Here is a 24,470-nt window from a genome sequence, read left to right as displayed (position 1 = left end):
TCGAGAAGGGACCGCGCCACATGGCAGGCCACATCCAAGACCGCTGGTTCAAGACCGACACCGACGACGACGGGAACCCCGTCCTCGGCAGTGACGGCAAGCCTTGCCGCGTAAGGTCCGACCGCTACGGCAAGGGCATGCGCTACCGGGCCCGCTACATCGGTCCCGACGGGACCGAGAAGTCAAAGAGCTTCCCCGACGGCCAGAAGCGCCGTGCCGAGAAGTGGCTAAGCAGCATCGAGACTGACATGAGCAGCGGGCAGTACGTCGACCCGCGCGCGGCCAAGAAGACCTTTCAGCAGTACACGGAGAAGTGGCTGAGCACGCTCGGATCGGACCCCAACACCCTGGAGTCCATGCGGTCCCAACTCGGGCTGCACGCCTACCCGCACATCGGGTCCCGCCCGCTCGGGTCGTTCAAGCCGGAGCACATCCGTGAGTGGGTGGCCGTGCTCGAAACGAGCGTGCCCGGCTCGTACGGCCGGATCATCTACGCCAACGTGCGGTCCGCACTGAACGCGGCCGTTGACGACGGCTACCTGAGCCGCAACCCCATTTCGGCCCGCTCGGTGAAGCCGCCGGCGGTTGACTCGAAGCGCATCGTGCCGTGGACGGACGAGCGCGTGTTCGCCGTGCGGGATGCGCTGCCGGAGCGGTACCAGGCGATGGTCGACCTGGGCGCAGGGTGCGGCATGCGGCAAGGGGAGATCATGGGCATCGCCGTGGACGCGCTCGACTTCGAGTCGGACACGCTCCACGTGGTTCAGCAGCTCAAGCTCAGCGAGAGTAAGCCCGTGTTCGCCCTCCCGAAGGGCGGCAAGACGCGGGACGTACCGCTACCGGGGCCGGTGGCCGATGCGCTCCGGGCCCACATGAAGCGGTTCCCGCCGGTTGAGATCACCTTGCCGTGGCGGAAGGCTGACGGGCCGCCGGTGACCCGCCGAATCGTCTTCACGGCGCCCCGTGGCAACCACGTATGGCGCACGACCCTGAACGAGGAGGCATGGAAGCCCGCCCTCGTCGCGGCCGGAGTCATCCCCGAGCCGGAGACGAAGGGTGACGCGTACGCGGCAGCTCGGGAGCACGGCATGCACGCGCTCAGGCACTTCTACGCGTCCGCACTTCTGGACGCGGGGGAGAGCATCAAGGCAGTCAGCGAGTACCTTGGGCACAGCAACGCGGCCCTGACGCTGAGGATCTACGCCCACCTCATGCCGAGCAGCCAGGAGCGTACGCGGACAGCTATCGCGACCGTCTACGACAGGGCACAACGATCGCTCTGACGGCCCACAGACGGCCCACGGCCCCTGACGGGCCCACCAGTTGGGGCGAAACCCCTGGTAGGAAGCCTGTCAGGCCGTGAGCTTGCTTCTCCGAGCCGGAGAAGACGGCGGCGTACCTCAACTCGCTCACGGGCGCGTAACCGCTCCGCGGGTGGCGGGCCCGCGCCTCGGGCGATCCGGCCCCCGGTGCCGCGTGTCGGGACGACGGCGTTGCGGCCTCGGGGCTCTGCCCCGGACCCCGCGCCTCAATCGCCGGCGGGGCTTGAAATGCCCCGCCGGCGCTCAGCCCGTTGGGGCACCCGCCGCCCCGTACCCCGCATCGCCACCCGCCTTCGCCCCGCTCGGCAGGGCCGGCGCCCGGTAGCCCGTCATCGGCGGTGCTCCCGGGTCCGGGCGGACCGCGCCGAGGAGGGGGTTCGCGGCGATGGGGGAGACCTTGACGCGGGCGCCGGGGCGGGGGGCCTGCACCACCATGCCGTCGCCCAGGTACATCGCCACGTGCGTGGCCTTGGGGAAGTAGATGACCAGGTCACCGGGGCGCAGCTCCGACATGGGGACGCGTGGCAGCGACGCCCACTGTTCCTGCGACGTCCGCGGGATGACCCGCCCGGCGTGGGCCCAGGCCTGCGACGTGAGGCCCGAGCAGTCGAACGAGTCCGGCCCCTCCGCGCCCCAGACGTACGGCTTGCCGATCTGGCGGACGGCGTAGGAGAGCGCCTCGTCGCCCGCCTTCGACGGGGCCCTGCCCGTCGAACTCAGCGCTCCGGACGCCATGAACGTCTGCTGCGCCCGGGACGTGCCCTGCGCCTCCAGGCGTGCCACGTCCGCCAGTTGGTCGGCGCTGAGGGAGGCGAGCAGCTGCTCGACCTCCTTCAGCCGGTCCCGTACCGCGTCCCGTTCCTTCTTCTGCCGCTCCGCGAGGCGCAGCTGAGCGTCCAGCGCGCCCCGCGCCTTCGTCGCCAGCGCGTCGGCCTTCTTCTCCTGCCCGGTGAGCCGGTCGACGGTGGCCTGCCGCTCACGCGCGGCCCGCCGCATCACATGGCCCTCTTCGAGCGCCCGCTGCGGATCGCGCGCGAGGAGGAGGCGCAGGTAGGGGGAGAACTCGCTGCGCCCCTGGTACTGCTCGCGCGCGAGCCGCCCGGCGTCGGTGCGGCTGCTGTGCAGCGACGTCCGCGCGGCGGCCAGCTTCTTCGCGAGGCCGTCCGCGTCCTTGCGGCGCTCCTTGAGTGCCTCCTCCGTCGCGTTGTACGTCTCCGTGGCCGCCTCGGCGTCCTGGTACAGGCGCTGGAGGTCCGAGAGGAGGTCGGCGACGGACTGCGTCCCGCCGGCCCCCGGCCGCGGCTCGGGCCCCGGCGCCGCACCCGCGGGCAACGGCGTGAGCAGCACCCCCGCCACGGCCACCGCGCACACCCCCCTTACAAGCCTGCCTGACACCTGATCACCTCCGGTGCGGGGCAGCCTCCGTGCCCCACACCGTGAACATGAACAGAAAGGCGGGCCGCCCACGCGTCGGGCTGCTCGCTTCGGCGCAACTCCGCCACCCGTCCGGTGTCCGCCCGGCGAGCCGCCTTTACGCCTCCGGCGGCCGCGTCTCCCGCGACCCGGTCCTCGACCACGGCCACTTGACCGCCCGCTCGACCTTCCCGTCCGGCGCGAACACGTAACGCCACTTCGCCACGAGCCGCACCCGTTTCCCGTCGGGCACGGCCTCCCGTACGTACACGAGCACGGTGTCCGGGCCCCCGTCGGCGTCCGGCACCGGCACCTTGTACGCCTTGGGCGGATTCCCGGTGGCGGTCACGAACACCGGCAGCACCCGCCCGTCGAGGGGCCCGCCGACAAAGGGGAAGTCTTCGCTCTTCACGCCACCAGTGTCACGCAGAGCGGCACGCGGCGCGGGTCACAGCAGGTGCGCCGCATCGCTCACCACCGGCAGCACCCGCCGCGCCAGTTCTCCCACGGGCCCGTCCGGCGACTCCAGCGCGAGCGCGTGCCGCACCACGTCCGCGGTCTGCGGGTCACGGCCCGCCGTCGCCGTCAGGACCGCCATGAACTGGTCGACGAGGCCGTCGCGCAGCTCGTCCAGCGGCGGCTGCTTGTCCTCGTCCAGCCAGATCAGGGAGGCCGCCTCCACCGCCGTGATCCACATCCGGACGGTCATCCGCAGGCGGGGCCCGGGCGAGGCCTGGCCGAGGTGGCTGAGGATGTGCTCGGCGGCGGCCCTGCGCACCCCGTCCACGATCGCCGTCGTACGGGAGGTCTCCACGACGCTGCCGCCCTGGAGCAGCGCCGCGAAGCCCATGTCGTGCTGGTCGACGAAGCCCAGGTAGCGGTCGAGCGCGCGGGTGAGGCGCGCGGTGAGCGGGCCCTCCGGGGGTTCCGCGAAGCACTGCTCCAGGTCGTCGGCGGCGGAGCGCAGCGCGGCCTCGTACAACTGCTGCTTGCCGCCGGGGAAGTAGCGGTAGACGAGGGGCCGGGACACCCCGGCGACCTCCGCCACGTCGTCCAGCGAGACCTCTTCCGGGGCCCGGTGCGCGAACAGCGACAGCGCCGATTCGAGCAACTGCGCCCGCCGCACCTCGACGCTGAGCCGCTTGTAGGCGGGCGTACCGGTGGCCGAGGTCATGCTCCGAGCGTAACCGGCACCGTCACCCGCGGCGTCAGGCCAGAAGTCCCGAGGAGCGCCACATCTGCCGGCCGACGCCGCGCAGCACCCCGATGTCGTCGAGGAAGTCGGTCAGGCGCTTGGCGCCGGACTGCATGACCTCGCGGCGGTGGCCGCTGGCCTTGACCTGGGCCATGGCCTCCTTCTTGTTCAGGCCCACGTTCTCGTACACCTGGGGGTTGATGAACGCCACGGAGAAGACGCGGGCGAACTCGCCGGAGGTGAGGCGGGTGAACTCCTGCGACCAGCGCGGCGCCGTCATCATCTGGCGCCGCAACTCCTCGCGCGCGTACCGGACATGGCGTGCCTCCTCCACGACGTGGATGCGGGTCACGCCGCGGATGAGCGTCTGCACGCGCTCGTCGGGGAACGTCAGCCGCTGCATCCAGTCGAGGACCTCCTCGCCGAGCAGCGTCGCCGTGAACGAACCGGGCGTCGTGGAGACGGTCTTGAAGAGGCGGCCCAGGTTGTGATGGACCGGCGCCACCGGGTACCACGGCGTATCGCCGCGCTGGATCAGCCGCGCGAACATCTTCGAGTGCCGGCACTCGTCCTCGATCTCGGTCAGCGCGTACCGCACGTGCGCGCTCGTCGCCGCCTTGTCGTACACGTGGCGGACGAGCAGCTGCATCAGGATCAGCTCGAACCAGATGCCCAGCGATGCCAGCGCCGCCGCCTCGTGCTGCGACAGCTTGATCCGCTGCTCCTCGCTCATCCGCTTCCACAGCGGCGTGCCGTAGAGCGACACCAGCTCGGGCGGCCAGAACCACTTGCCCTCTTCGAAGGGAGCGTTCCAGTCCAGCTCCTTGTCCGGGTCGAAGGAGTGCTTGGCGGAAGAGTCGAGCAGCCGCTCGGCCACCTGCTCCCGGTCCTTGAGCAGACCGAGCGCGTCGCGCAGTCCCGCCAGCGCGTCGGCTTCCGTCATGGTCGTCATGGCTGTCCCCACCTCGTCGTACGGGTGTTCATCGGGCACCGCGGGTTACCGGCGGTCACGCCCGCCTCCGCTCTTATGAGACTGCGCGTCAGCAAGGCCGTCAATCCCTTGCGCACGACTTGTTGACCCCGCGTCTACCACCGTGTGAGCCTGCCAGCATGGCGACGCATGAGCTGTACACCAAGGTCCCCGATGGGTCCAACTGGCAAGTACCCTCGGCCAGTTCGGCTCGCCTCAGCTGGGAGTACGACGACGGGCGCGACCGCCTCCTGTCCCTCTACCAAAAGGGCAAGGACAAGCAGTGGGACGGCGCCAAGCGGATCGACTGGGACCTGGAGGTCGACCCGTACGACCCCCTCGGCACCCCCGACGACGCGCTGGCCCTCTACAACACGCCCTACTGGGCGAAGATGACCGACAAGGACAAGGCCGAGCTGCGAAAGCACTCCGCCTCCTGGCAGTTCAGCCAGTTCCTGCACGGCGAGCAGGGCGCGATGGTGTGCGCCGCGCGCATCGTGGAGTCCGTGCCGGACCTCGACGCCAAGTTCTACTCGGCGACGCAGACCATGGACGAGGCGCGGCACGCGGAGATCTACGGCCGCTTCCTGCACGAGAAGCTCGGCATGCTCTACCCGATCAACGACAACCTGCAGTCCCTGCTCGGCGACACCCTGCGCGATTCCCGCTGGGACATGCCGTACCTGGGCATGCAGGTCCTCATCGAGGGCCTCGCCCTCGCCGCCTTCGGCCTGCTCCGCGACACGACGGACAAGCCGCTGCCCAAGCAGATTCTCGCGTACGTGATGCAGGACGAGGCCCGGCACGTGGCCTTCGGGCGGATGGCGCTGCGCGACTACTACAAGCAGCTCAGCGACGCCGAACTGCGCGAGCGCGAGGAGTTCGTCATCGAGGGCTGCTACCTGATGCGCGACCGGCTGCGCGGCATCGAGGTCCTGGAGAACTTCGGCATCCCCAAGGCGGACGCGGAGAAGTACACCGAGCAGTCCGAATTCCTGGCCATGTTCCGGCAGTTGCTGTTCTCGCGGATCGTCCCGTGCGTCAAGGACATCGGACTGTGGGGCAAGCGCCTTCAGCAGGCCTACGTCGACATGGGCGTGTTCGACATGGGCAACTCCAACCTCGACCAGCTCATGGCCCAGGACGAGGAGATCGCCGAACAGCTCGACGCGCAGCGATTCGCGGCGGAGGAGCAGGCGCGGGTGGCGGAGGTGTCGGAGGCCGTCGAGGCCGGCGAATCAATCTGAGCCAAGGACCGCTTCCATCACCGACTTGGCGATGGGCGCCGCGCTGCCGCCACCACTGATGTCGTCACGGTTCGCGGCCGCGTCCTCCACGACGACGGCGACCGCGACCTTCGGCGTCGCGGCGCCGGACTTCTTGGCGTAGGAGATGAACCAGGCGTACGGCGTGCCCTCGTTGTTCTCGCCGTGCTGCGCGGTGCCGGTCTTGCCGCCGACGGTCGCGCCGGAGATCCGCGCCCCGGTGCCCGTTCCCTCGGAGACGACGTCCTCCATCATGGTCTGCAACTGCGTCGCCGTGTACGGGGACATGACCTGCTTGTAGGTGTCGTCGCCGGTCTCCGAGACCGTGTCGCCGTCGTTCGTCGTGGTCTTGTCGACGAGGTGCGGCTTCATCAGGGCGCCGCCGTTGGCGACGGCCGACGACACCATCGCCATTTGCAGCGGCGTCGCGGCGGTGTCGTACTGGCCGATGGAGGAGAGCGCCAGCTGCGAGTCGTTCATGTCGGTGTCGAAGTTCGACTTGGCGGCCGCCATCGGGACCTTGATCCCGCTGTCGTTGAAGCCGAAGTTCTCCGACATCTTCACCATGTCCGAGAGCCCCGTCTTCACCCCGAGGTTCGCGAACACGGTGTTGCAGGAGACCCGCAGCGCGTACTCCAACGTTGCGTTCGTGCAGGCATCCGACGCCGACTCGTTCGTCAGCTGTGTCGTCGTGCCCGGCAGGGTGTACGGGGACGGGGTGTCGGTCGACGCGTTGATGCCGCCCACGACGTTGTTCTCCAGGATCGCGGCGGCCGTGACGACCTTGAATGTGGAGCCCGGCGGATACGTCTGGCGCAGCGCCCGGTTGAGCATCGGCTGGTCCTCGGACTTGTTCAGCGCGTCCCACGCGTCGGTCGAGGAGGAGCTGGTGCCGGCGATCCTCCCGGGGTCGTACGACGGGGTGGAGACCAGCGCCAGGATCTTCCCGGTCGACGGGTCGATCGCCGCGACCGCGCCCTTCTTGCCGCCGAGCCCGGAGTACGCGGCCTGCTGCGCGCGGGCGTTGATGGTGGTCTTCACGTTGCCGCCGGGCTCCTGGACGCGCGAGATCTCGTTCCAGAACGGGACGGGGGACAGCATCGGGTCGGTGCCGGAGAGGATGTCGTCCTCGGCGCTCTCCACGAACGTCGTGCCGTACGTCTGCGAGGCGTAGCCGGTGACGGGGGCGTAGAGCGGCCCGTTCTTGTACGTCCGCTCGTAGCGCAGCGACTCCCCGGTGTCCTTCGATCCGGTCACCGACTTCCCTTGTACGAGAATGTCGCCGCGCGGCTGTCCGTAACGCTCGATCGTGGAGCGCCGGTTGGCCGAGTTGTTGTCGAGCTTGTCGGCCTGGAAGAACTGGATGCGGGCCGCGTTGATGAGCAGCGCGACCAGCAGGATCAGGCAGAAGACCGAGGCCCGGCGGATGTACTTGGTCACTTGGCGCCCTCCACGGGGTCCGAGGCGTTCTCGGCGGACGGCGGCAGCAGCTGGCTCCGCGCCCGGTCGCTGACCCGGATGATGATCGCGACGATGATCCAGTTGGTGACGAGGGACGAACCGCCCTGCGCGAGGAACGGCATCGCCATGCCGGTGAGCGGGATGAGCCCCATCACGCCGCCCGCGATGACGAAGACCTGTAGCGCCACGATCGAGGCGAGCCCGATGGAGAGCAGCCGGCCGAACGGATCGCGCAGCGCGAGCCCCGCCCGGTAGCCGCGCTCCACGAGCAGCGCGTACAGCAGGAAGATCGCGGTGAGCCCGGCGAGCCCCAGCTCCTCGCCGGCCGTCGCCAGGATGAAGTCCGACTTGGCTGCGAAGCCGATGAGGATGGAATGCCCGAGGCCGAGGCCCGTGCCGAGCATGCCGCCCGCCGCGAACGCGAACAGCGACTGCGCGAGCTGGCTGGCGCCCTGGCCCGCGTCGATGGACGCGAAGGGGTGCAGCCAGTCCTCGACGCGGCTGTGCACATGCGGCTCGAACGAGGCGACGATGACCGCGCCCACGGCCGCGAGCACGAGCCCGATGGCGATCCAGCTGCCGCGGCCCGACGCCACGTACAGCATGATCACGAACAGGCCGAAGAACAGCAGCGAGGTGCCGAGGTCGGTCTCCAGGACAAGCACGCCGACGGTCATCAGCCAGATCACCAGGATCGGCGCGAACACCCGCATCGTCGGGAACTGGAACTTCCAGTACTTCTTGCCGGTGTACGCGAGGGCGTGCCGGTTGGCCGCGAGATAGCTGGCGAAGAAGATCGCGAGCAGGATCTTGGCGAACTCGCCCGGCTGGATGGAGAAGCTGCCGATCCGGATCCAGATCCGGGCGCCGTTCACGGCGGGGAAGAAGATCGGCAGGATCATCAGGACCAGGGCCGTGACCACGCAGATGTACGCGTATCTCTGAAGCACCCGGTGGTCGCGCAGGAAGAGCACGGTGAGGATGAACAGGGCGACGCCGAGTGTCGACCAGATCAGCTGGGTGGGCGCCGCCTGGTCGCTCGGGGTCTCCAGGTCGAGCCGCCAGATCAGCACCAGGCCGAGGCCGTTGAGCAGCACGGCGATCGGCAGCACCAGCGGATCGGCGTACGGGGCACGGAAGCGGACCACGAGGTGCGCGACGAGCGCGAGCGCCCCGAGCCCGGCGCCGTAGCCGAGCGCCCCGCCGGGGACCCTGCTGTCCTTGGCGAGCCCGACGTCGATGTATCCGTAGACGCTGAGCAGCACGGCGACGACGAGCAGGGCCAGTTCGGTGCCCCGGCGCCGGGGGACGCGCACAGCGGGCACCGCGGAGGAGGTGTTGGTTCCCGACGTACCCGATGATCCGGTCATACCGGGAACGTAGCAAGCAACTACCTGATATCAGCTCATGTCAGCACCAGCGCGGCACGGCGCCGATGTTCTGGATGTACTTCGCCGAACCCCACGCCCATGTGCCGTCGGTGAGGAGGTACCAGTACGAGTTCCCGCCGACGCTGTCGCCCGAGGTCTTGCAGAAGATCGGGACGATGGCGCGGTACGGCTCGGAGCGGACGACCTTGGCGCCGCGGGTCGGGGCGTCGCGCAGCAGCAGCCCGGACTTCGCGATGACGCGGCCCTTGTAGACCGGCGGCCGGTCGCCGGCGCCGTGGGAGCCGCCGGTCTGGGCGACGGCGGGGACGGCGGCGGTCGTGACGAGGGTGGCGACGGCGGCGATGCCCACGCCGAGACGGGTGGTGAGGGACATGCGAGTCCTCCTGGGGCGGGAGTGAGGGACGTGAGGGGACGGGACGGGACAAGCGGGGTGTGAGGGGCGAGAGGGAGTGCAAGAAATACCCTTGAACGCCCGGTTTCACCCTAAAAGCGGCACGCAGGGCACGCAAAAGGTCACTCTCCGCTACGGGTCCCGGGGTCCGCCCCCTCGTACGGAAGCGTCAGCGTCGCCACCGCGCCGCCGTCCGGCGCGTTCGTGAACTCCAGCCGTGCGCCCAGGACTTCGGCCTGCCCGAGCGCGATGGTCAGGCCGAGCCCGTGCCCACGGGCGCCGCCCTCGGTGCGGAAACGCTGCGGTCCGTGCTCCACGAGATAGCCGGGATAGCCCGCGCCGTGGTCGCGCACCGTGATCACCGGCCCGTCCACGGTCAGGGTGACCGGCGCGGCGCCGTGCCGGTGCGCGTTCGCCACGAGATTGCCGAGGACCCGCTCCAGGCGCCGACGGTCCGTCAGCACACAGACGTCCCGCACGACATCGACCTCGGTGTCCGTGCCGGACGCCCGCACCACGCGCTCCGCGACCGGCCCGAGCCGGTTCTCGTCCAGGTCGAGGCGCTCGCTGCGCGCGTCGAGCCGGGAGATCTCCAGTAGGTCCTCGGTGAGCGTGCGCAGGGCGGCGACCCGGTCCCGCACCAGCTCCGTGGGCCGCCCCGGCGGCAGCAGCTCGGCGGCGGCGTGCAGCCCGGTCAGCGGCGTGCGCAGCTCGTGCGCGACATCGGCGGTGAACCGCTGCTCGGTCAGGATCCGGGCCTGTAGCGAACCGGCCATGCTGTCGAGCGCGCCCGCGACATCGGCCACCTCGTCGTGGCGCCGCCCCGGATCCTTCGTCCGGCGGTCGTCGACGCGCGCGTCCATGTCGCCCGCGCTGATCCTGCGCGCCACCCGCGCCGTCGCGTGCAGGCGCCGCGTCACACGGGTCACCGCGAACGCGCCGACCAGCAGCGTCGCCCCGATCGCGAGCACGGACGAGGTGAGGATCGCCCCGTCGAGCCCGTCGATGGTGCGCCTGCCCTGCGCGAAGTCGACCCGCACCGCGAGGGCCCGCCCGCCGCCCCGGCCGGTGGCCGCGGGGCCCGCCGCCCACATGGTCGGCCGCTCCCCGTACGCGGCGATCATCGTGCCGCGCTCCCCGCGCGCGGCGAGGGCGCTCAACTCGGCGGGCAGGCCCGGCGGATCGAGGCCCGCGCCCGGCGCGAGCCGGCCCCCGGCCTCGTACCGCTTGGTGCTGGACTTCAGGAGGGTGAGCGCGCGTTCGCGGGCCTGCCCCGTCGTCTGGTCGGTGACCGAGACGTGCACCAGGACGCCGAGCAGCGCGGCGAGCGCACAGCACATCACGGTGATGAACACGGTCGCCTTCCACGTCAGGGACGCGGTCCAGGCGGGCAGCCGCGGCGCGCGCGGACTCATGAGCGGCTCGGTGACGGCATGCCGGGGGTGGGCGCGGATCCGGTGCGCAGGATCTCGTCGCGGGTCGGCAGCATCGCCTTCTGGTGACCGTCGTACGACCAGGACGTGCGGTACTCGTATCCGGTCAGGTCGGCGGCGGCGCGCACCACGATGTTCCGGCCCGCCAGATGCACGTTGATGACGGCGTCCTTGTCGTCCATGATCTGCGTCAGCTTCCCGCCCGAGTACGTGTACGCCTGGACGTACGCCTGGCGGTGCGGGGCGCGGACGGCGACCAGCAGGTCGTCCCGGCCGTCGCCGGTCAGATCCCGGTAGTACCCGCCGAGCACGGGGCAGTCGCCTCCGCCGTGCGGGTCGGGGCAGTCGGCGACGTCCGACGCGACGTCCTTGTAGTCGTCGGGCGCGGCCGCGACGCGCGCCCGCACGATCGTCACCGGGGCGACCTCGCGCAGCTTCCCGCCCGGCACGTCGACGCCCTTGACCACCGCCGTTTCCCCGGCGCCGTAGTCGTCGGCGGCGCGGGTCGCGGGCGGCAGCGAGGGCCACAGGCGCTCGGGGCCGACGGCCGTCGGCGTCGGGCCCGCGCTCTCCAGGCCGCCCTGGTCCCCGCAGCCGGCGCACACGCAGAGCAGCGCGGCGGCGGGCACGGCGAGCACCGACCGGGCGACGGTTCGAGGGCAGGGTCTGGGCGTCACTGCACTCCTGCCTGCCGGGTCGAACGGGTCGCGTTGGACATCATGCCGGGCCTGCGGGCTTCTTGCCCTGCGGCATGGCTTGCTGCTCCCATGGTCGTGGGGTGATGGGGCATGAGCGGACTGCGCGTCATACCGACCTGGCGGCACGGCCAGGAGTGGCTCTACGTGTGCGGGGACGACGGCACGAACGTCGCCTGGTACGACCGGGACGCGGGTCGGGTGAACCTGCTCAGCGAGACCCGTCGGGCGGATGTGCTCGACGTGCTCCGCCCGTTCATCACCGGCCAGGTCGCCGTCGGCCCGCCCCCGGTGCCCACCCCCTCCGAACTGGCCGGGCTCACCCTCCACCCCGACGACGACCTCGCGCCGAACCGGCCGGGCGAGGCCCTCGTCATCTCCCTGGACCGGGACCCGGGCCCGCAGCGCCGGCTGCGCACCGACCCGCGGCGCAGGGCGCTCGCCGCGCAGGCGCGGGTGGGGGAGGTCCTCGACGGCCTGGAGGCGGTGGGCTGGCGGGTGCTGCACTCGGTGCCGCTGCCCGGCGGGTCCCACATCCACCACCTGCTGATCGGCCCCGGCGGCCTGTTCGCGCTGCACACCCTGCCCGCGCGCAGGCAACGGGTGCGGGTCGGCGCCGCCGAGGTGACGGCGGGCCGCGGGGAGCCGCAACCCCTGCTGCGCCGGGTCCGCGCCGACGCCTCGCGGGCCTCCTTCGCCCTCACCGCGGAGGTCCGGGCGGGCCTGGTCCTGGTGGAACCGTCGACCGTGGAGGTGACGACGCCACCGCGCGACGTCCGCCTCTTCACGGACACGAACCTGCCGACCCTCGCCCGCACCGGCGGCCTCCTCAAACCGGCGGACGTGGAGGCACTGCACATGATGGCGCGGGCCCGGGGAACGTGGTCCCGCGTGTGACCCAATCCAGCCCCTCCGGGGTGTTCTTTTCAAGCCCCGCCTTTGGGACGAGAGCCAGCGGGGTCCGGGGCAGAGCCCCGCGACCGGGTCACCATCCGCGTCAGGGAAGCACCCCCGCCCGCCCCGCATCGAACAACGGCCCAAGCAAATCCCCGTACCGCCGAAGCCGCGCAACAACGTCCCCCGCAACAAAGACCAGTTCACCCGCGGAACCGCACCCCTCGACCTCCTCCCACGTCACCGGCGCCGACACGGTCGGCTCCGCCCGGGCCCGCAACGTATAAGCCGTCGCCGTCGTCTTCGCCGCGGAATTCTGACTGTGGTCGACGAACACCTTCCCGGTCCGCAGATCGCGCGCCATGCGGTGCACGACGAGCCGCGGCAGCGCCCCCTCCGCCTCCCGCGCGAGCCCCTTCGCGTACGCACTGACCCGCTCGGACGCCGTGGGCACCAGCGGCACGAGCAGATGCAGCCCCTTGGACCCGGACGTCTTCGCGTACGCGTCGAGCCCGTCCCGCGCCAGCCGCTCCCGCAGCCAGCCGGCCACCTCGCAGCACTGCACGATGTCGGCCGGTGCGCCCGGGTCCAGGTCGAACACGAGCCGGTCCGCGCGCCCCGGCGCGTCCGCCCGCCACTGCGGTGTGTGGAACTCGGTGACCAGGTTCGCCGCCCACATCAGCGTCGGCAGGTCCTGTACGAGGATCTGCCGCGAGACCCCGTCCGAGCGCGTCACCTCGGCCGTCTCCACCCAGGAGGGCGTCCCCGGCGGCACGTTCTTGGCGAAGAACCGCTGGCCCTCGGGCCCGTCGGGGAAGCGCAGGAAGGAGACCGGGCGGTCCCGGAGGTGCGGGAGCAGTGCCTCGGCGGTCGTCGCGTAGTAGTGCAGCAGCTCGCCCTTGGTGAACCCGGAGGCCGGATACAGCACCTTCTCCAGATTGCTGAGCGTGAGCCGCCGCCCCTCCACTTCTGTGATGGGAGCCATACGGTAATACTCTGGCAATCCGGCACGTTATGTCCGCAATGTCGCTTGTCGGCGCGAACCGGGAGGTCCACCGTGCGCTCCATATGGAACGGCGCCATCTCCTTCGGCCTGGTCAGCATCCCGATCAAGCTGGTCAACGCCACCGAGAACCACTCGATCTCCTTCCGCCAGATCCACCTGGAGGACGGCGGCCGCATCCGCTATCACAAGGTGTGCGAGCTGGAGGACAAGGAGGTCGCGAACGACGAGATCGGCAAGGGGTACGAGGACGCCGACGGCTCGATCATCCCCATCACCGAGGACGACCTGGCCCAGCTCCCGATCCCCACGGCCAAGACGATCGAGATCGTGTCGTTCGTGCCGGCCGAGCGGATCGACCCGCTCCAGATGGGCACGGCGTACTACCTCCAGGCCAACGGCGTCCCGGCCGCCAAGCCGTACACGCTCCTGCGCGAGGCGCTCAAGCGCAGCAACAAGGTGGCCATCGCCAAGTTCGCGCTGCGCGGCCGGGAGCGGCTCGGGATGCTGCGGGTCGTCGACGACGTCATCGCGATGCACGGACTGCTCTGGCCGGACGAGATCCGGGCCCCCGAGGAAGCCGCCCCCGACTCCCACGTCACGGTCCGCGACGCGGAACTCGACCTGGCGGACGCCCTGATGGACACGCTCGGCGAGGTCGACATGGACTCGCTGCACGACGACTACCGGGACGCCGTGGAGGAGATGATCGAGGCGAAGTCGTCCGGCGCCGAACCGGCCGGAACCCCCAAGAAGTCGGACGGCGGAGGCGGCAAGGTCATCGACCTCATGTCGGCGCTGGAGAGCAGCGTACGGGCGGCCAAGAAGGCGCGGGGCGGGGGCGGCGGCGAGGACGTGGCCGAGGTGACGGAGCTGGCGTCGCGGTCCGGTTCCCGTACGAGCAAGAAGGCGGCGCCGAAGAAGGCCGCGGCGAAGAAGACGACCACGAAGAAGACCGCGGCCAAGAAGACGACGGCCAAGAAGACGGCTTCCAAGTCGGCAAAGAAAAAGCCGACGCCTCGCAAGAAGACGTCGGCCTGAGCATTCAAGCCCCGCCTTTGGGACGCGAGCCAGCGGGGCCCGGGGCAGAGCCCCGAGACCGCAACCCCGCCGCCGAGCTAGCGCGCCTTGGCGAGCTTCGCGGCGTCCCGCTTGAACGCCCACTCCATCTTCGGCTCCATCACGAACCGGAACACCCGCTGCACCGGTGGCGTGCACAGCACGGTGATGAGGGTTCCCGCGAGCAGCGTCACCACGACCTCACCCCACGGCGTGTGCATCCAGGCGTTGTCGTACCAGTCCCAGAAGCGCGAGCCCTTGGCGACGAAGCCGTGCAGCAGGTAGCCGTACAGGGTGCCCGCGCCGAGCGCCGTGAACCACAGCTTGCGGCCCGGCACCCACGCGAAGAAGCAGGCGGTGAGGATCACCGAGCAGCCGAACATGGCCAGCGTCATGACGATGCCGGTCCAGCCGGGTGCGCCCAACTCCTGCGCGCTGTCCCGGTGGTACGTCCACGCCGCAGTCATCCGGGGCGCCGCCCAGTACGCGAAGAGCAGCGCGGCCGCGAAGACCGGCACCGCGACGATCCGCGCCTCCTTGCGGCGCACCAGCTGGAAGTGCTCGGGCTTGAGGCACAGGCCGAGGACGAAGAACGGGAGGAACTGCAGCAGGCGCTGCATGTCCAGGTCGTCGCCGATGCTGGGGGAGACGGAGGCGAGCGCCGCGATGGCGAGCGCCACCGGCAGCGGCCAGCGGATCGTCTTCCAGATCGGCGTGCTCAGCCGCCACACGAACAGCGAGACCAGGAACCAGGTCAGGTACCAGGGGTCCAGGAGGCTGAAGTCGTATCCGGGGTCGTCACCGGCGTACCGCTTGAAGAGCGTGTAGGCGACCTCGAACACCACGTACGGCACGGCCACACCCGTGATCAGCCGCTTCAGCCGAGCAGGGCTCGCGTCGAACGACCGCGAGAAGTAGCCGGAGATCACGATGAACGCCGGCATGTGGAACGTGTACACGATGATGTACAGGGCGGAGGCCGCCCGGCTACCGTCGCGCAGCGGCTCCCAGGAGTGGCCCATCGCGACCAGGACGATGGCCAGGTACTTCGCGTTGTCGTAGAACGCGTCCCGCGCCTTGCCGGACTTCGGAGTCGCGGTGGTGGCCGGCGCGGCCGCGTGTCTCCTGGACGGAGTGCTCGCGGGCGGTGCGACGGTCTCCTGCTGATCGGGCAGCGGGGCCCGATGAGCCGCGAGCTGTACCGGTTCGCTCACGATCCCTCCCGTTGGGAACCCCGGCTACCGGATACGCATCTTCCTGGATTCGTGAGGTTCAAGTGGCTGCGAGACATCGACCGAACCGTAGTCATGCCGTGGGGCACGAGTAAACCTGGATCGGACCCGCGTGGCGCCTCTCACAGTCCTGATCAGGAATGACAAACACTCAAACGGATTCTCCGCTGGTCTCCGTAGCGAGAAGTCGACAACGGCCGAAAGTGGCCGTCAGCCGAGCCCGGCCTCCGCGACCCTCCGCAGCAGCTCGTGGAGCGTCTCGCACTCGTCCGGGTCCAGCGGCGCGAGCAGCTCGCTCGTCACGCGCAGCCCCGCCTCGTCCGTGCCGCGCAGGAAGTCCCGGCCGTCGTCCGTGAGCACCACGATCCGGCTGCGCCGGTCGCCCGGGGACGGCCGCCGCTCCACGAACGAGGCCTTCTCCAGGTCGTCGACGAGGCCCACGATCGCGCTCGGGTCGTAGCCGAGCTGCACGCTCAACTCCCTTTGCGGCGCGCCCTCGCCCGTGGCCAGGAAGCGCAGTACCGCGTAGTGCCGCAGGCGCAGCCCCGACTCCTGGAGCGAGGCGTTGAACAGCTGCCCCGAGCGCAGCCCGAGCCGGTACAGCAGATAGCCCGTGTCGGCGTGCAGTCCGCGCATCCATGGCTCGTGCGCGTCGATCGGGGCGGGGGTCATGGGGTCTCCCTGGGGTGGGCCTGCGGCGTGACGCGACAGTCTCTCGCACATGCGGGTCGGCGACAACTATTGACGTCACCAATTATTGCTCTTAGCTTCCTTCTTGCCCCTCGTATTACCCCGTCCATCGCCCCCGCATTGCCGCAGGAAGGGATCCACACGTGTCCATCGATCTCACTGGAAAGGCGGCCGTGGTCACCGGCAGCGGCCGTGGCCTCGGCCTCTCCTACGCCCACACCCTCGCCGCCCACGGCGCCTCCGTCGTCATCAACGACGTCGACGAGGCCGTCGCCGAAGCGGCCGTGAAGTCCATCCGCGAGGCGGGCGGCACGGCCGTCGCAGAGGTGGTCCCGGTCGGTACGGCCGAGGCCGCGGACCGCCTGGTCGAGCGGGCGGTGAGCGAGTTCGGCCGCCTCGACATCCTGGTGACCAACGCCGGCATCCTGCGCGACAAGGTCCTGTGGAAGATGTCCGACGACGACTTCGACGCGGTGGTCACCACCCACCTGAAGGGCACCTTCACCTGCGCCCGGGCCGCCGCGGTCCGCATGCGCGAGCAGGGTGAGGGAGGCACGCTCGTCCTCGTCGGCTCGCCCGCGGGACAACGAGGCAATTTCGGCCAGACGAACTACTCCGCCGCGAAGGCCGGCATCGTCGCCATGGCCCGTACGTGGTCGATGGAGCTGTCCCGCGCGAACATCACGGTCAACGCGATCGTCCCGGTCGCCGCGACGGCCATGACGGAGACGATCCCGGCGTTCGCCCCGTACGTCGAGGCCCTGCGCGGCGGCGAACCGCTCCCGTCCTTCCTGCGCAAGGGCGAGGGCTTCGGCACACCGGAGGACTGCGCGGCCCTCGTCCCCTTCCTCGCCTCCGAAGCGGCCCGCTCCGTGACGGGCCAGGCGATCGGCATCGGCGGCGACCGGCTCACGCTCTGGTCGCACCCGCAGGAGATCAAGTCGGCCTACGCGGACGGGGGCTGGACCCCGGACACGCTCGCCGACGCCTGGCCGACGTCGGTCGGCGCCGAACTCGAGACGGTGGGCATCCCGGCCCCGAAGATTCCGGAGGCATGAGTTGAGCACGCAGAGCACGGGCGGCCCCATGAACATCGACGAGCTGGCGGCCATCGACGTCCACACCCACGCGGAGGTCTCGTCCAAGGGAAAGGCATCCCTCGACGACGAACTCCACGAGGCCTCGTCCGCGTACTTCAAGATCGAGGGCAACCGGAAGCCGACCCTCGAGGAGACGGCGGCCTACTACCGCGAGCGGAAGATGGCCGCCGTGATCTTCACGGTCGACGCCGAGTCCGCGACCGGCACGGAACCCGTACCGAACGAGGAGGTCGCGGAGGCCGCGGCCGCCCACCCGGACGTCCTGATCCCCTTCGCCTCGATCGACCCGTTCCGCGGCAAGGCGGGCGTGAAGCAGGCCCGCCGCCTCGTGGAGGAGTACGGGGTGAAGGGCTTCAAGTTCCACCCGTCCATCCAGGCCTTCTTCCCGAACGACCGCTCCGTGGCCTACGAGCTCTACGAGCTGATCGAGGAAACGGGCACGATCGCCCTCTTCCACACCGGCCAGACGGGCATCGGCGCGGGCGTGCCGGGCGGCGGCGGGATCCGCCTGAAGTACTCGAACCCCCTGCACGTGGACGACGTCGCGGCCGACTTCCCGCACATGAAGATCATCCTGGCGCACCCGTCGTTCCCCTGGCAGGACGAGGCGCTGGCGGTGGCGACGCACAAGCCGGGCGTGCACATCGACCTCTCCGGCTGGTCCCCGAAGTACTTCCCGCCGCAGCTGATCCAGTACGCGAACACGCTCCTCAAGGACAAGGTCCTGTTCGGCTCGGACTACCCGGTCCTGACCCCGGACCGCTGGCTCGCGGACTTCGCGAAGCTCCAGATCAAGGACGAGGTCCGCCCCAAGATCCTCAAGGAGAACGCGGCCCGCCTGCTGGGCCTGACGAAGCCGTAGCGGGCACAGCCGTAGTAGGCGCCGGAGCCATAGGAGGCACGGATGCGCAACGAGGGACTGGGGTCATGGCCCGCACGCCGGGCCCGCAAGACCCCGCACCGCACCGCCCTGATCCACAACGGCACGGCGTACTCGTACGCCGACCTGTACGACCGCACGACCCGCCTGGCGCACGTCCTGCGCTCCCAGGGCGTGCGCCGCGGCGACCGTGTCGCGTACCTCGGCCCGAACCACCCCTCGTACCTGGAGACGCTGTTCGCGGCGGGCACCCTGGGGGCGGTCTTCGTCCCGCTCAACACGCGCCTGTCGCCGGCCGAACTCGCGTATCAGATACGGGACTCAGGAGCGCAGACCCTCCTGCACACCGGAGACGGGGAAGCCGCCGAGGCGCTGTCGGTCCCGCTGACGATCGAGGCCGAGGGGGCCGGATACGAGGAACTCCTCGCGGCCGCCCCGTCCGCCCTGTCGGACCCGGTCGACGAGGCGGTCGGCGGCGACGACCTCTGCCTCATCATGTACACCTCGGGCACGACGGGCCGCCCCAAGGGCGCCATGCTCACCCACGCCAACCTGACCTGGAACGCGATCAACGTCCTGGTCGACCACGACCTGATCGCGGACGAGGTCGCCCTCGTCTCGGCGCCCCTGTTCCACACGGCGGGCCTGAACATGCTGACGCTGCCGGTGCTGCTCAAGGGCGGTACGTGCGTCCTGGTGGGCGCCTTCGACCCGGCGGCCACGTTCGACCTGGTGCAGCGGCACGGGGTGACGTTCATGTTCGGCGTCCCGACGATGTTCGACCTGCTGACCCGGCAGCCGGCGTGGCAGGCGGCCGACCTCTCCTCCCTCCGCATCCTGACTTGCGGAGGAGCCCCGGTACCGCCCCCGCTGATCGCGGCGTACCAGGAACGCGGCCTCACCTTCCTCCAGGGCTACGGCATGACCGAGGCGGCCCCCGGCACCCTCTTCCTCGACGCGGAACACGCGGTGACCAAGGCGGGCTCGGCGGGCGTGCCGCACTTCTTCAGCGACGTACAGGTGGTGGGCCAGGACCTGACCCCGGTGGACGTCGGCGAGACGGGCGAGGTGGTGGTCCGCGGCCCGCACGTGATGCCGGGCTACTGGGGCCTGCCGGCGGAGACCGAGGCCGCCTTCTCCGACGGCTGGTTCCGCACCGGGGACGCGGCACGCGTGGACGCCGACGGCTACGTCACCATCGTCGACCGCTTCAAGGACATGATCATCTCCGGCGGCGAGAACATCTACCCCGCCGAGATCGAGGCCGCCCTCCTCGCACACCCCGACGTGGCGGAGTGCGCGGTGATCGGGATCCCCGACGAGAAATGGGGCGAGGTCCCCCGCGCGATCGTGGTCCCGCACCCGGGCACCACCCCACCCCCGAGTCGATCCTGGCCTCCCTCTCCGGCCAGTTGGCGAAATACAAGATCCCCAAATCCCTGATCCTGACCGGCGAACTCCCTCGCACGGCATCCGGAAAACTCATCAAATCCCGCCTCCGCACGGCATACGGCACCACGCCCGCGCCCAACGAACAGGACACCTGACAGCAATGACGACGACGCTCACGGTGAACGGCCTGGCCGAACTCACGAAGCTCACCGGAACCGACCTCGGCACCAGCGACTGGCTCGAGATCACCCAGGACCGCATCAACACGTTCGCAGACGCGACGGGCGACCACCAGTGGATCCACGTGGACCCCGAACGCGCCGCGGCGGGCCCCTTCGGCGCCCCGATCGCCCACGGTTACCTGACCCTCTCCCTCTTCATCCCCCTCTTCACCGACCTCCTGGACGTCCAGGGCGTCACGACGAAGGTCAACTACGGCCTCAACAAGGTCCGCTTCCCCTCCCCGGTCAAGGCGGGCTCCCGCATCCGGCTGGCGGCGAAGGTGGCATCAGTGGAGGAGGTCCCCGGGGGAGGAGCCCAGATCACGATCGACGGAACCATAGAAATCGAGGGCGCCCCCAAGCCCGCAGCAGTCCTCCAAAGCGTCTCCCGCTTCTACGCCTGACCGGCTGTTGGGTGCGGGACCCGCAACCCGCACCCAGCCAGGGTTCATCGCTCGGACGTGGTGACGGGCTCGCGGACTTGTGAAGGCGAGTTCGTTCGGGAGGAACGGGCCAGTGCCGCCGTGAGGACCGCCATGGCGACGACGAGCGCGACGCTGATCCAGGCCGCGGTCACGGTGGCCGAGGCGTAGCTGGACGCGCCTGCGGGGTGGGTTCCGAGTGCGTTGAAGAACACGGTCCCGATGACCGCGAGGCCGGCCGCGCCGGCGAACTGTTGCGTGGTGTTCAGCATCCCGGAGGCGATTCCGGCTTGCCGGGGTTGCACACCGGCGAGGGTGGCACCGATCAGCGCCGGGAGGATCAGGGTGTTACCCAGGCCCATCAGGGCGAGTTCTGCGGCGAGCCAAAGGACCCCGACGTGTCCGCCCTGGCGGTTCAGCGTGAGGGCGAGGGCAAGGTTGGCGAGAAGGTCGATGGCGCAGCCGAGCAGTATGACCTTGGTCGTGCCGTAAGCGACGACCCATCGCTTCCCCACCAGCGGTGCGACGACTCCGGCGACGGCCATCGGCGCGAACGTCAGCCCGGCCTGTACCGGGGTGAGCCCGAGGCCGTTCTGGAGCAGCAGGCTGACCACGAAGATGCTGCTGGTGAAGTAGCTCATGAACGCCACGCTGACGGCCAGGCCGGAGCTGAACGTACGGACCCGCAGGAGGGACAGGTCCAGCAGCGGTGCACTCCCGCGTGCGAGCATCCGACGCTCGTACGACAGGGTCAGCAGAGCGGCCGGAACGGACGCGACGAGCAGGACCCAGCACCACAGCGGCCAGCCCTGACCGCGACCGAGCATCAGCGGCACCAGGGCGAGTGCCAGTGAACCGGAAACACCCAGGACGCCCACGGGGTCCAGAGCGGCGGGCCGACCGGCCGCACCCCGGGGCAGCACACGTGCGGCGAGGGCCAGGACGACGACTCCGACCGGCATGTTGAGCAGGAAGATCACCCGCCATCCCAGGCCGAACACATCGGCATCCAGCAGCAGTCCGCCGAGGACCTGGCCGAACACTCCGCTGACGGCGGCCGTCACGCCGAACCAGGCCAACGCTCTGGGGCGTTCCTCCGCGGCGAAGTTGCCCATGATCAGGGCCAGGATCTGCGGCACCATCATCGCCGCCGTCAGCCCTTGCAGCAGACGTGCCGCTACCAGCTGACCAGGGGACTCGGCGATGCCGCACAGCACCGAGGCGAGCGTGAAGGCCGCCATGCCGAGGAGGAACATCCGGCGGTGGCCGACCAGGTCACCGAGGCGCCCACCGGTCACCAGCCCCGCAGCGTACGCGAAGGCGTATCCCCCCACCACGAGCTCCAACGCCACCTGCCCGGCGTGCAGTTCGTGCTGCAGTGACGGGACGGCGACGTTGACCACGTTGAGGTCGAAGCCGTACATGAACATCGCCGCGAGGACGACCGGCAGCAGCAGCCGGTGGCGGCGTTCAGATGTATCCATGACACTCCCCAGAGGTGTTCGATGAATATCGACGACGTCGAAACTCATCGAACACTACGAGGAAGTTCGACATACGGAAAGCCCCGATCTACGATCCGTACGTGACGGTGATGACGGACGGGATGCACCCCGATGTGAGCGAGCTGCGGCTCGCCAAGGTGCTGGCGGCGCTCGGCGATGAGGGGCGGCTGGCCACCGTGCAGGCCCTTGCCCGACTCGGGGAGTCGGACTGCACCAGGCTCCAGGCCGACGCGGGCCTGACGATGAGCCGATCCACGTTCTCGCACCACCAGAAGGTGCTACGCGAAGCGGGAGTCCTGCACGCGCGAGTCCAAGGTTCCCAACGGTTCCTCACGCTGCGCAGGGCCGACCTGAACGCCCGCTTCCCGGGACTGCTCGACGCGATCCTCGCCTCGCCCGCTGCCCGCCCACCCAACGGTTAGGCCCGAACTGCGTCACGAACAGCCGTGGACAACGAGAAAGAGCGGGAGTCAGTGACACTGACTCCCGCCCTCTTCTTCAGGCATCCGCCCAGCTCAGCGCATGATTCTCACTGACTGTGTGGCGAGTGCCCCCGGCAGGATTCGAACCTGCGCACACGGCTCCGGAGGCCGTTGCTCTATCCCCTGAGCTACGGGGGCGTGTGTCGCGTGGTGCTTGGCGACGGGTAGAACACTACCAGCTCCTTTGAGGTCCTCAGGAACGGGTTATGGCGCGGGGGGACGGCGGGGTTCGGGTCGCCTGTACGGGGCGGAAGTGGGGAAAACCCGGACGCGGTGGCCGGTGTCGACCTACTCTCGAGTTGTGCCAGGCGCGTCCGGCCGAGTCCTTGTCGTGGACGACAACAAGGTCATTCGGCAGCTGATCAGGGTCAATCTCGAGCTGGAGGGCTTCGAGGTCGTGACCGCGGCCGATGGTGCCGAATGTCTGGAAGTGATCGACCAGGTGCGGCCCGATGTCGTCACGCTCGACGTCGTCATGCCCCGGCTCGACGGGCTGCGGACCGCCGCGCGGCTGCGGGCGGATGTCCGTACGCGTTCGCTGCCCATCGTCGTCGTCAGCGCCTGCACCCAGTACGAGGTCGAGAGCGGGCTCGATGTGGGGGTCGACGCGTTCTTGGCCAAGCCCTTCGAGCCCAGCGAACTGGTGCGTGTCGTAGGCCAGTTGAGCGAGCAGGGGCGCGCGGGGGTCGGTTCCGCCGGTGGCTCTCGGGCGGGCGCCGTGCGTGCCGTGAGGGCCGCCGAAGACTCCGAGCAGGCCACCCGCACCGCCGACGCCTGAGCACCTTGCCGCCCAGGTGCCCCGTCCGTATCCCGGACTCAACGGGAAACCGGGTCGCCTGCCCACCCCCCTCCTCCCATACGCTTGTCCCGTGACCCCCGCCGAGCTCTCCCGCACCGTCCTGCGCGCCGTACGTCGCGCGGTCGACGACGGTGAGCTCGACGCGGCCGTGTGCGCGGCGGGGGAGGGGCGGATCGTCGTCGAGCGGCCGCGGGCCGGAGGGCAGGGCGACTACGCCACCAACGTCGCGCTGCAGCTCGCCCGCCCCGCCGGCCGGCCCCCGCGCCAGGTCGCCGAGATCCTGTCCCGTCGGCTCGGCGAGAGCCCCGGTATCGCCGAGGTCGCTGTCACCGGACCCGGCTTTCTCAACGTCACGCTGCGGGAATCCGCGTCCGCGACCGGCGCGCTCGTCGCGGAGATCCTGCGCGCCGGGGCCCGGTACGGCTTCGCCGAAGGGCACAGCGGCCGACTCGTTCAGCTCCACGCCCCCGACGAGGTGCGCGCTCTCGTCGTCATGGATTCCGTCGCCCGTCTCCTGCGTTCCCAGGGTGTCCTCGTGCGGACCAGTTGTGCGGGTCGGCCCCGGCCCGAGTGGGGCGACGTCCTCGGCGTCCAGGTCGACGCGAGCGGCAGCCTCGACGACCCGGCCCCCCTCGACGTCAACATCCGGCCCGTGCCCGCCCCCGCCGACCCCGTGCCCCTCGGCCGCGACGCCGCCCGCTGGGCCCTCCTCCACCCCGCGGGCCACGACCGCCCCCGGATCGGCGGCGAGAGTCACGGACACGGCGGATGCGACAGCTACGACGGGCGCGACGCGCACCTCATCCAGCGTGAGAGCAACCCCCTCTTCCGCGTCCAATACGCCCACGCCCGCACCCGCGCCCTCACCCACAACGCCGCGGATCTCGGTTTTACCGCCGACACGACCGGACAAGACGTACCCCGCATACCCGCCGTACCAGGCGCCCCCGCCGCACCAGGCACACCCGCCGTCCCCGCCACACCCGGTCAGCAAGATCTCGTCGCCGTCCTCGCCGACCACCCACGCATCCTGCGCACCGCAGCCGAGCAGCACGCCCCCGACCGGCTCGCCCGGCACCTCGTCGGCGTCGCCGACATCTTCATGGCCTCGCTCCATCCGGCCGTACTGCCCCAAGGCGAGGAGAAACCCTCGGCCGCCCACCGTGCCCGGCTCGCACTCGCCGAAGCCGTCGGGACGGTGCTCGCAGGCGGCCTGACCCTGCTCGGCATCGACGCCCCCGCACATCTGTGACAC

24 protein-coding genes and 1 tRNA gene are annotated in these 24,470 nt (G+C 70.3%); 11 read left to right on the top strand and 14 right to left on the bottom strand.

Annotation, left to right across the window (positions count from 1 at the left end; translation table 11 throughout):
- Positions 1-20: 20 nt before the first annotated feature.
- Entirely contained in the window at positions 21-1,283 is a 1,263-nt protein-coding gene (locus ACP4E5_RS17175; RefSeq protein WP_425829609.1) for a site-specific integrase, read from the top strand.
- Between the two features lie 282 nt (positions 1,284-1,565).
- On the opposite strand, the gene ACP4E5_RS17170 is transcribed toward ACP4E5_RS17175, so the two are convergent.
- The 4 genes from ACP4E5_RS17170 to ACP4E5_RS17155 all read right to left on the bottom strand — a co-directional run bounded on the left by ACP4E5_RS17170 (position 1,566) and on the right by ACP4E5_RS17155 (position 4,882).
- Entirely contained in the window at positions 1,566-2,717 is a 1,152-nt protein-coding gene (locus tag ACP4E5_RS17170) for a C40 family peptidase (RefSeq protein WP_425829607.1), read from the bottom strand.
- Between the two features lie 136 nt (positions 2,718-2,853).
- A complete protein-coding gene (locus ACP4E5_RS17165; RefSeq protein ID WP_425829605.1) occupies positions 2,854-3,147 on the bottom strand; it encodes a hypothetical protein in 294 nt (97 codons plus the stop codon).
- 36 nt (positions 3,148-3,183) lie between these two features.
- Complete coding sequence (locus tag ACP4E5_RS17160; protein WP_425829603.1) at positions 3,184-3,909, bottom strand: TetR/AcrR family transcriptional regulator; 726 nt, start codon at positions 3,907-3,909, stop codon at positions 3,184-3,186.
- 34 nt (positions 3,910-3,943) lie between these two features.
- The gene (locus ACP4E5_RS17155; RefSeq protein ID WP_425829601.1) at positions 3,944-4,882 is read right to left on the bottom strand and encodes an AurF N-oxygenase family protein; all 939 of its coding nucleotides are present in this window, start codon (positions 4,880-4,882) and stop codon (positions 3,944-3,946) included.
- Between the two features lie 158 nt (positions 4,883-5,040).
- Between ACP4E5_RS17155 and ACP4E5_RS17150 the strand changes: the two genes are divergently transcribed.
- The gene (locus ACP4E5_RS17150; protein WP_425829599.1) at positions 5,041-6,147 is read left to right on the top strand and encodes a ferritin-like domain-containing protein; all 1,107 of its coding nucleotides are present in this window, start codon (positions 5,041-5,043) and stop codon (positions 6,145-6,147) included.
- Here ACP4E5_RS17150 and ACP4E5_RS17145 read toward each other — a convergent pair.
- From ACP4E5_RS17145 to ACP4E5_RS17125, 5 genes are all read right to left on the bottom strand, one after another.
- Positions 6,139-7,605 (bottom strand): peptidoglycan D,D-transpeptidase FtsI family protein, encoded by a 1,467-nt coding sequence (locus ACP4E5_RS17145; RefSeq protein ID WP_425829597.1) that lies wholly within the window; start codon positions 7,603-7,605, stop codon positions 6,139-6,141. The genes ACP4E5_RS17150 and ACP4E5_RS17145 overlap by 9 nt on opposite strands.
- Positions 7,602-8,996, bottom strand: coding sequence for an FtsW/RodA/SpoVE family cell cycle protein (locus ACP4E5_RS17140; protein WP_425829595.1), 1,395 nt, complete (start codon positions 8,994-8,996; stop codon positions 7,602-7,604). Before ACP4E5_RS17140 ends, ACP4E5_RS17145 begins: the two co-directional genes overlap by 4 nt.
- A gap of 40 nt (positions 8,997-9,036) precedes the next feature.
- On the bottom strand, positions 9,037-9,390 hold the full coding sequence (locus tag ACP4E5_RS17135) for an SH3 domain-containing protein (RefSeq protein WP_425829593.1): 354 nt from the start codon (positions 9,388-9,390) through the stop codon (positions 9,037-9,039).
- Between the two features lie 140 nt (positions 9,391-9,530).
- The gene (locus ACP4E5_RS17130; protein ID WP_425829591.1) at positions 9,531-10,823 is read right to left on the bottom strand and encodes an ATP-binding protein; all 1,293 of its coding nucleotides are present in this window, start codon (positions 10,821-10,823) and stop codon (positions 9,531-9,533) included.
- On the bottom strand, positions 10,820-11,518 hold the full coding sequence (locus tag ACP4E5_RS17125) for a hypothetical protein (RefSeq protein ID WP_425829589.1): 699 nt from the start codon (positions 11,516-11,518) through the stop codon (positions 10,820-10,822). The genes ACP4E5_RS17130 and ACP4E5_RS17125 overlap by 4 nt, the downstream gene beginning before the upstream one ends.
- Before the next feature lie 111 nt (positions 11,519-11,629).
- Here ACP4E5_RS17125 and ACP4E5_RS17120 point away from each other — a divergent pair, with 111 nt between their 5' ends.
- Positions 11,630-12,433, top strand: coding sequence for an NERD domain-containing protein (locus ACP4E5_RS17120; RefSeq protein WP_425829587.1), 804 nt, complete (start codon positions 11,630-11,632; stop codon positions 12,431-12,433).
- Between the two features lie 100 nt (positions 12,434-12,533).
- Here ACP4E5_RS17120 and ligD read toward each other — a convergent pair whose 3' ends face one another.
- Complete coding sequence (ligD, locus tag ACP4E5_RS17115) at positions 12,534-13,415, bottom strand: non-homologous end-joining DNA ligase (protein WP_425829585.1); 882 nt, start codon at positions 13,413-13,415, stop codon at positions 12,534-12,536.
- Positions 13,416-13,487: 72 nt separating this feature from the next.
- Between ligD and ku the strand changes: the two genes are divergently transcribed.
- Positions 13,488-14,474, top strand: coding sequence for a non-homologous end joining protein Ku (gene ku / locus ACP4E5_RS17110; protein ID WP_425829583.1), 987 nt, complete (start codon positions 13,488-13,490; stop codon positions 14,472-14,474).
- 77 nt (positions 14,475-14,551) lie between these two features.
- On the opposite strand, the gene ACP4E5_RS17105 is transcribed toward ku, so the two are convergent.
- Positions 14,552-15,706 carry an acyltransferase family protein gene (locus ACP4E5_RS17105; protein WP_425829581.1) on the bottom strand — a complete coding sequence of 385 codons (1,155 nt, stop codon included), beginning with the start codon at positions 15,704-15,706 and terminating at the stop codon, positions 14,552-14,554.
- 228 nt (positions 15,707-15,934) lie between these two features.
- The gene (locus tag ACP4E5_RS17100; protein ID WP_425829579.1) at positions 15,935-16,396 is read right to left on the bottom strand and encodes a MarR family winged helix-turn-helix transcriptional regulator; all 462 of its coding nucleotides are present in this window, start codon (positions 16,394-16,396) and stop codon (positions 15,935-15,937) included.
- Positions 16,397-16,557: 161 nt separating this feature from the next.
- Between ACP4E5_RS17100 and ACP4E5_RS17095 the strand changes: the two genes are divergently transcribed.
- The 4 genes from ACP4E5_RS17095 (at position 16,558) to ACP4E5_RS17080 (ending at position 20,411) form a co-directional block, all read left to right on the top strand.
- Positions 16,558-17,472 carry an SDR family NAD(P)-dependent oxidoreductase gene (locus tag ACP4E5_RS17095; RefSeq protein WP_425829577.1) on the top strand — a complete coding sequence of 305 codons (915 nt, stop codon included), beginning with the start codon at positions 16,558-16,560 and terminating at the stop codon, positions 17,470-17,472.
- Between the two features lie 28 nt (positions 17,473-17,500).
- Positions 17,501-18,376 (top strand): amidohydrolase family protein, encoded by an 876-nt coding sequence (locus ACP4E5_RS17090; RefSeq protein WP_425841413.1) that lies wholly within the window; start codon positions 17,501-17,503, stop codon positions 18,374-18,376.
- A 42-nt stretch (positions 18,377-18,418) separates the two neighbouring features.
- On the top strand, positions 18,419-19,837 hold the full coding sequence (locus tag ACP4E5_RS17085) for an acyl-CoA synthetase (RefSeq protein ID WP_425829575.1): 1,419 nt from the start codon (positions 18,419-18,421) through the stop codon (positions 19,835-19,837).
- Positions 19,838-19,946: 109 nt separating this feature from the next.
- Positions 19,947-20,411 carry a MaoC family dehydratase gene (locus tag ACP4E5_RS17080; RefSeq protein WP_425829573.1) on the top strand — a complete coding sequence of 155 codons (465 nt, stop codon included), beginning with the start codon at positions 19,947-19,949 and terminating at the stop codon, positions 20,409-20,411.
- 44 nt (positions 20,412-20,455) lie between these two features.
- Here ACP4E5_RS17080 and ACP4E5_RS17075 read toward each other — a convergent pair whose 3' ends face one another.
- Positions 20,456-21,913: an MFS transporter gene (locus ACP4E5_RS17075; protein WP_425829571.1), complete on the bottom strand. Its 1,458-nt coding sequence runs from the start codon at positions 21,911-21,913 to the stop codon at positions 20,456-20,458.
- Positions 21,914-22,023: 110 nt separating this feature from the next.
- Here ACP4E5_RS17075 and ACP4E5_RS17070 point away from each other — a divergent pair, with 110 nt between their 5' ends.
- Complete coding sequence (locus ACP4E5_RS17070) at positions 22,024-22,356, top strand: ArsR/SmtB family transcription factor (protein WP_425841410.1); 333 nt, start codon at positions 22,024-22,026, stop codon at positions 22,354-22,356.
- A gap of 126 nt (positions 22,357-22,482) precedes the next feature.
- On the opposite strand, the gene ACP4E5_RS17065 is transcribed toward ACP4E5_RS17070, so the two are convergent.
- Positions 22,483-22,554, bottom strand: a tRNA-Arg gene (locus ACP4E5_RS17065).
- Positions 22,555-22,669: 115 nt separating this feature from the next.
- Between ACP4E5_RS17065 and ACP4E5_RS17060 the strand changes: the two genes are divergently transcribed.
- A complete protein-coding gene (locus tag ACP4E5_RS17060; RefSeq protein ID WP_425829569.1) occupies positions 22,670-23,194 on the top strand; it encodes a response regulator in 525 nt (174 codons plus the stop codon).
- Positions 23,195-23,285: 91 nt separating this feature from the next.
- Positions 23,286-24,467 (top strand): ArgS-related anticodon-binding protein NrtL, encoded by a 1,182-nt coding sequence (nrtL, locus tag ACP4E5_RS17055; protein WP_425829567.1) that lies wholly within the window; start codon positions 23,286-23,288, stop codon positions 24,465-24,467.
- The last annotated feature ends 3 nt before the right edge of the window (positions 24,468-24,470 follow it).

This window comes from Streptomyces fractus, from assembly GCF_049844455.1.
GTDB classification, from domain to species: domain Bacteria; phylum Actinomycetota; class Actinomycetes; order Streptomycetales; family Streptomycetaceae; genus Streptomyces; species Streptomyces fractus.
Note: the sequence above shows the minus strand (reverse complement) of the source record. Positions and strands in the feature narration are given on the sequence as shown.